Origin of the sequence: Geobacillus sp. WSUCF1 (assembly GCF_000422025.1) — a bacterium.
Taxonomy (GTDB): domain Bacteria; phylum Bacillota; class Bacilli; order Bacillales; family Anoxybacillaceae; genus Geobacillus; species Geobacillus zalihae.
Window position 1 is genome coordinate 1 of sequence record NZ_ATCO01000163.1, and the last position, 5,669, is coordinate 5,669.

Genomic DNA, 5,669 nt, shown 5'->3' on the forward strand with positions numbered 1-5,669 from the left:
TTTTTTGGAATTGGCCTTGGAAAAGGCCTTCTTCTACTAGCTCAAACCCTTTGAAGTTTAGATTAATGGTTGCCTTCACTTCCAACGTTTTGTATGATACATACACTTCTGCATCTTTGATTTTTTCGAGCCCCGGGAGGCTGATGACAACGAGCAGCTCGTTGTCTTTTTTGTAAATGTTCATACCGGATGATGGCTTGTTCGATGACGGCAGCAACGGCTGGATGCTTCCCCAAAAATCATTTTGAAAAAATTGCTGCCAATGTTTTGTCCAATCGGAAAACGGTGTAAACGGATTTTCTTTGGCCATCGTGTCTCTCCTCCTCCGCTCATTCATCATATGCCGCCTTCTTCGTTTGGTGATTCAAAAAACACGAACATTTGCTTTGATGAAATACTAAATGTTCGATTTTTTCCTTGACACGCCGAAAAAAAAACCTGCTACTATAAAGGTAACTTCATAGTGTATGAGAAGATCCCTCATATAATTTTGGGAATATGGCCCAAAAGTTTCTACCCAATCACCGTAAATGATTGGACTATGAGGGAAAGGATCGGTTTTGGCTTTTTTTCGATCAGCAACTGTCAAAGCCCGGAACGATGCTTTCCCTCGTTTACGGATGGGAACGCATGTTCTGGGTTTTGTTGTGCTAGCAAAAGGAGTGAAACGGTATGAGCCCGCTCGTTGGGGTGATCATGGGAAGCCATTCGGATTGGGAAACGATGAAACATGCTTGCGCCATTTTGGAGGAATTGGGTGTTCCGTTTGAGAAAAAAGTCGTATCGGCGCACCGGACGCCGGATGAGATGTTTCGGTATGCGGAGACAGCGAGGAGCGCGGCATCCGCGTGATCATTGCCGGCGCTGGCGGGGCGGCTCATTTGCCGGGGATGATCGCGGCGAAAACGACGCTGCCGGTGATTGGGGTGCCCGTGCAGTCAAAAGCATTGAATGGACTTGACTCGTTATTGTCGATTGTGCAAATGCCAGGCGGGGTGCCGGTAGCGACGGTGGCGATCGGCAAGGCGGGGGCGACCAACGCCGGACTGCTCGCCGCATCGATTCTTGGACTGCTTGAGCCACGCTATATGGAGGCGCTCAAAGCTCGGCGGGAAGCGATTCGCAAACAAATCGTAGAAAGCAGTGATCAATTTGACTAAGCAACGGATCGTTCCTGGGCAGACGATCGGCATCATCGGCGGGGGGCAGCTCGGGCGGATGATGGCTTTGGCGGCGCGCGAGATGGGTTTTCGCATTGCCGTGCTTGACCCAACGCCTGACTCCCCGTGCGGGCAAGTGGCCGATGTGGAGATTACGGCGCCTTATCATGATTTGGACGCCATCGCTGAACTGGCCTGCGTGAGCGATGTCATTACGTACGAATTTGAAAATATCGATGCGCGAGCGCTTGAGTGGCTGGAGGCAAACGCCTATGTCCCGCAAGGAAGCCGACTGCTGGCGGTGACACAAGACCGGGCGTTGGAGAAAGCGGCGATTGTGGAGGCCGGGTTGCCGGTGGCGCCGTATAGGGAAGTGGACGGATGGGATGAGTTGGAACAGGCCGTTGCCATGATCGGCTTTCCGTGCGTCTTGAAAACGCGGCGCGGCGGCTACGACGGCAAAGGGCAATATGTGCTGCGCGGCGAAGGCGATCTAGCCAAAGCGGCTGATTTGCTTGGGCTTGGCCCATGCATTTTGGAAGGCTGGGTGCCGTTTGTGAAGGAAATGTCGGTCATTGTCGCCCGCAACCTCGATGGTGAGACGGCTGTTTTTCCAGTGGCGGAAAATGTTCATGTCGAGAACATTTTGCATCAAACGATCGTTCCGGCCCGAATTCCGGAAAGCGTGCAAGAGCGGGCCATTCGCTACGCGGAAGTGTTGGCCGCATCGTTTTCGCTCGTTGGGACGCTGGCGGTGGAAATGTTTTTGACTGCGGACGGGGATATTTATATTAATGAGCTGGCCCCTAGACCGCACAACTCCGGACATTATACAATCAATGCATGCGCGACGTCGCAGTTTGCCCAGCACATCCGCGCTGTTTGCAACTGGCCGCTCGGATCGACCGAATTGTTGAAGCCGGCGGTGATGGTCAATATTTTAGGCGAGCACGTCGAGCCGGTCATTCGGCATATCGGTGCGTTCGACGGGGGGACCTACGTCCATCTGTACGGCAAACACGAAGCGAAGCCGAAGCGGAAAATGGGGCATGTGACGGTGCTGGCAGACGATGTCGAGGCGGCGTTGGCGCGAATCGAATCGTGGCAAATTTGGCATGATCGGAGGCTGGAACGAGGATGATTGAACGTTACACAAGACCGGAAATGGGAGCGATTTGGACCGAGGAAAACCGCTTTAAGGCATGGCTTGAGGTGGAACTGCTCGCGTGCGAGGCGTGGGCCGAGCTTGGCGTCATCCCAAAAGAAGATGTCCGCCGCCTGCGTGAAAACGCGTCGTTTGACGTCAACCGCATTAAGGAAATCGAAGAAGAAACGCGCCACGATGTCGTCGCCTTCACCCGCGCCGTTTCTGAGACGCTTGGGGAAGAACGAAAATGGGTGCATTATGGTCTCACGTCGACCGATGTTGTCGATACGGCGCTCGGCTACTTGTTAAAGCAGGCGAACGCGATTTTGCGGCGTGATTTGGAAAACTTCATTCAAGTGCTGAAAGAGAAAGCGCGCGAACATAAATACACGGTCATGATGGGGCGCACGCACGGCGTTCATGCCGAACCGACGACGTTCGGGCTGAAGCTGGCGCTTTGGTATGCCGAGATGGTACGGAACTTGGAGCGGTTTGAACAAGCAGCCAAGATGGTGGAAGTAGGGAAAATTTCCGGCGCAGTCGGCACGTACGCCAACGTGGATCCGTTTGTGGAGCAGTATGTTTGTGAAAAACTCGGCTTGACGCCGGCGCCGATTTCGACGCAGACGCTGCAGCGCGACCGCCACGCTTACTATATGGCGACATTGGCCTTAATTGCGACATCGATTGAAAAATTTGCCGTCGAGATTCGCGGCTTGCAAAAAAGCGAAGTCCGCGAAGTCGAAGAGTTTTTTGCCAAAGGACAAAAAGGCTCATCAGCGATGCCGCATAAGCGCAATCCGATCGGTTCGGAAAACATGACCGGCATGGCGCGCGTCATCCGCGGGTATATGGTGACAGCGTACGAAAACGTGCCGCTTTGGCATGAACGCGACATTTCCCATTCGTCGGCCGAGCGCATCATTTTGCCGGATGCGACGATTGCGTTGAATTATATGTTGAACCGATTCGCGAATATCGTGAAACATTTGCTTGTGTACCCGGAAAACATGAAAAAAAATATGGAGCGCACGTTCGGGCTCATTTATTCACAGCGAGTCTTGCTTGCCTTGATCGACAAGGGGATGACGCGCGAGGAGGCGTACGATTTGGTGCAGCCGAAAGCGATGGAAGCGTGGGAGAGACAAGTGCCGTTCCGCTCGCTTCTTGAAGCGGATGAGCGGATCATGAGCCGGCTGACGAAAGAGGAACTCGATGATTGTTTTGATTATCGTCATCATTTGAAACATGTCGATACGATTTTTGCCCGCTTAGGGTTGGAGTGAGCGGCTGCCGGCTGGTCGAAGCCGGCCGGCTATACAAAAGATTTTCAATCTTCTGGATAAACGGAGGCGTTGATCGTGCCGACGAAACAACAGCTGTTATATGAAGGGAAAGCGAAAAAAATTTACGCGACTGACGAGCCAGATGTGCTTTGGGTCGAGTACAAAGACAGCGCAACGGCGTTTAACGGCGAAAAAAAGGCGACGATCGCCGGCAAGGGGCGGCTCAATAACGAGATTTCCAGCTTGTTGTTTTTGAAGCTGCGCGAAGCAGGCATTGCCAATCATTTTATTGAAAAGCTGTCGCCAACGGAACAATTGGTCCGGCGCGTGACGATCATCCCGCTTGAAGTCGTTGTCCGCAATGTGGTAGCGGGAAGTTTAGCCAAGCGGATCGGTCTAGAGGAAGGGACGCCGCTTGAGGCGCCGCTTGTTGAGTTTTATTACAAAAACGACGACCTTGGCGACCCGTTGTTGTTGGAAGATCATATCTTCATTTTAAAACTCGCCAGCCGCGAGGAAATCGCCGCGCTGAAGCAGGCCGCGCTGGCGGTGAATGACGTGCTGCGCCTCCATTTTGCCGAGCGGAACGTGCGGTTGATTGATTTTAAGCTTGAGTTCGGCCGTACAGCAGACGGAGCCATCCTCTTGGCGGATGAGATTTCACCGGACACGTGCCGGTTATGGGACGCAAAGACGAACGAAAAGCTCGACAAAGACGTGTTTCGCCGCGATCTCGGCAGCTTGACGGAGGCGTATGAAGTCATTTTACAACGATTAGGGGGAGAATCGGCATGTACAAGGTAAAAGTATATGTGACGCTGCGCGAAAGTGTGTTGGATCCGCAAGGGACCGCTGTAAAAGGGGCGCTGCACAGCTTATCGTATACGGAAGTGAAAGATGTACGAATCGGGAAGTTTATGGAGCTCGTGATTGAAGAGAGCGACCGCGACATCAACGAGCTCGTTCGCGAGATGTGTGAAAAACTGCTTGCCAACCCGGTGATTGAAGACTACCGCTATGAAATCGAGGAGGCCGTCGCCCGATGAAGTTTGCCGTCGTTGTGTTTCCGGGATCGAATTGCGATGTCGATATGTATCATGCGATCGCCGATGAACTTGGCGAAGAGGTCGAATACGTTTGGCATGACGAGGACGATCTAGACCGTTTTGACGCCATTTTGCTTCCAGGCGGCTTTTCGTACGGCGATTACTTGCGTTCGGGGGCGATCGCCCGCTTTTCGAAAGTAATGGCTGCCGTCAAACAGGCAGCTGACGCCGGAAAACCGGTGCTTGGCGTGTGCAACGGGTTTCAAATTTTGCTTGAAGCCGGCTTGCTTCCTGGGGCGATGCGCCGCAATCAAGGGTTGAAGTTCATCTGCCGGCCGGTCCAGCTGACGGTGGAAAATCATGAAACGATGTTTACGTCTGCCTACGAAAAAGGCGAAGTCATTACAATTCCAATCGCCCATGGCGAAGGGAATTATTATTGCGATGAACAGACGCTCGAGCGCCTTGTCAAGAACCGGCAAATCGTGTTCCGTTACCATGGAGAAAATCCGAACGGCAGCTTGGCGGATATTGCCGGCATCGTCAATGAACGGGGCAATGTGCTCGGCATGATGCCGCATCCGGAGCGGGCGGTCGACGCCTTGCTCGGCAGCGCGGACGGATTGAAACTATTCCGATCGATCGTCAACTATTGGAGGGAGACGCATGTCGTTACTGCTTGAGCCGAGCGCGGCGATGATCAAAGAACAAAAGTTGTACCGTGAGATGGGGTTAACAGATGAAGAGTTTGCGCGCATTGAAGCGATTTTGGGGAGGCTGCCGAACTACACGGAAACCGGCATTTTTGCCGTCATGTGGTCGGAGCATTGCAGCTACAAAAACTCGAAGCCGGTGCTGAAAAAATTCCCGACTGATGGTCCGCACGTGCTGCAAGGGCCGGGTGAGGGTGCGGGCATTGTCGATATTGGCGACGGGCTGGCGGTGGCGTTTAAAATCGAAAGCCATAACCATCCGTCAGCGATCGAGCCGTATCAAGGGGCGGCGACCGGGGTCGGCGGCATCATCCGCG

6 protein-coding genes, 2 pseudogenes and 1 riboswitch are annotated in these 5,669 nt (G+C 53.3%); of the genes and pseudogenes, 7 read left to right on the plus strand and 1 reads right to left on the minus strand.

Annotation, left to right across the window (positions count from 1 at the left end; genetic code table 11):
• Positions 1-310, minus strand: a 310-nt coding sequence (locus I656_RS02345; protein ID WP_020756416.1) for a heat-shock protein, incomplete at its 3' end; no start/stop codon positions are given.
• Between the two features lie 150 nt (positions 311-460).
• Positions 461-562, plus strand: a riboswitch (purine riboswitch).
• A 110-nt stretch (positions 563-672) separates the two neighbouring features.
• On the opposite strand from I656_RS02345, the pseudogene purE reads away from it, so the two are divergent.
• The 7 genes and pseudogenes from purE to I656_RS02315 all read left to right on the plus strand — a co-directional run.
• Positions 673-1,160 (plus strand): annotated as a pseudogene (gene purE, locus I656_RS0116615) (5-(carboxyamino)imidazole ribonucleotide mutase).
• Complete coding sequence (purK, locus tag I656_RS02340) at positions 1,153-2,301, plus strand: 5-(carboxyamino)imidazole ribonucleotide synthase (protein WP_015373809.1); 1,149 nt, start codon at positions 1,153-1,155, stop codon at positions 2,299-2,301. Before purE ends, purK begins: the two are co-directional and overlap by 8 nt.
• Positions 2,298-3,593 carry an adenylosuccinate lyase gene (gene purB, locus I656_RS02335; RefSeq protein ID WP_013144127.1) on the plus strand — a complete coding sequence of 432 codons (1,296 nt, stop codon included), beginning with the start codon at positions 2,298-2,300 and terminating at the stop codon, positions 3,591-3,593. Before purK ends, purB begins: the two co-directional genes overlap by 4 nt.
• A 75-nt stretch (positions 3,594-3,668) precedes the next feature.
• The gene (gene purC / locus I656_RS02330) at positions 3,669-4,397 is read left to right on the plus strand and encodes a phosphoribosylaminoimidazolesuccinocarboxamide synthase (protein ID WP_190300053.1); all 729 of its coding nucleotides are present in this window, start codon (positions 3,669-3,671) and stop codon (positions 4,395-4,397) included.
• Positions 4,385-4,639, plus strand: a complete 255-nt coding sequence (purS, locus tag I656_RS02325) for a phosphoribosylformylglycinamidine synthase subunit PurS (RefSeq protein WP_014194763.1) — start codon at positions 4,385-4,387, stop codon at positions 4,637-4,639. Before purC ends, purS begins: the two co-directional genes overlap by 13 nt.
• Positions 4,636-5,322, plus strand: coding sequence for a phosphoribosylformylglycinamidine synthase subunit PurQ (gene purQ, locus I656_RS02320; protein ID WP_020756421.1), 687 nt, complete (start codon positions 4,636-4,638; stop codon positions 5,320-5,322). Before purS ends, purQ begins: the two co-directional genes overlap by 4 nt.
• Positions 5,306-5,669 (plus strand): annotated as a pseudogene (locus tag I656_RS02315) (phosphoribosylformylglycinamidine synthase II); the annotation flags it as partial. The gene purQ and the pseudogene I656_RS02315, both read left to right, overlap by 17 nt.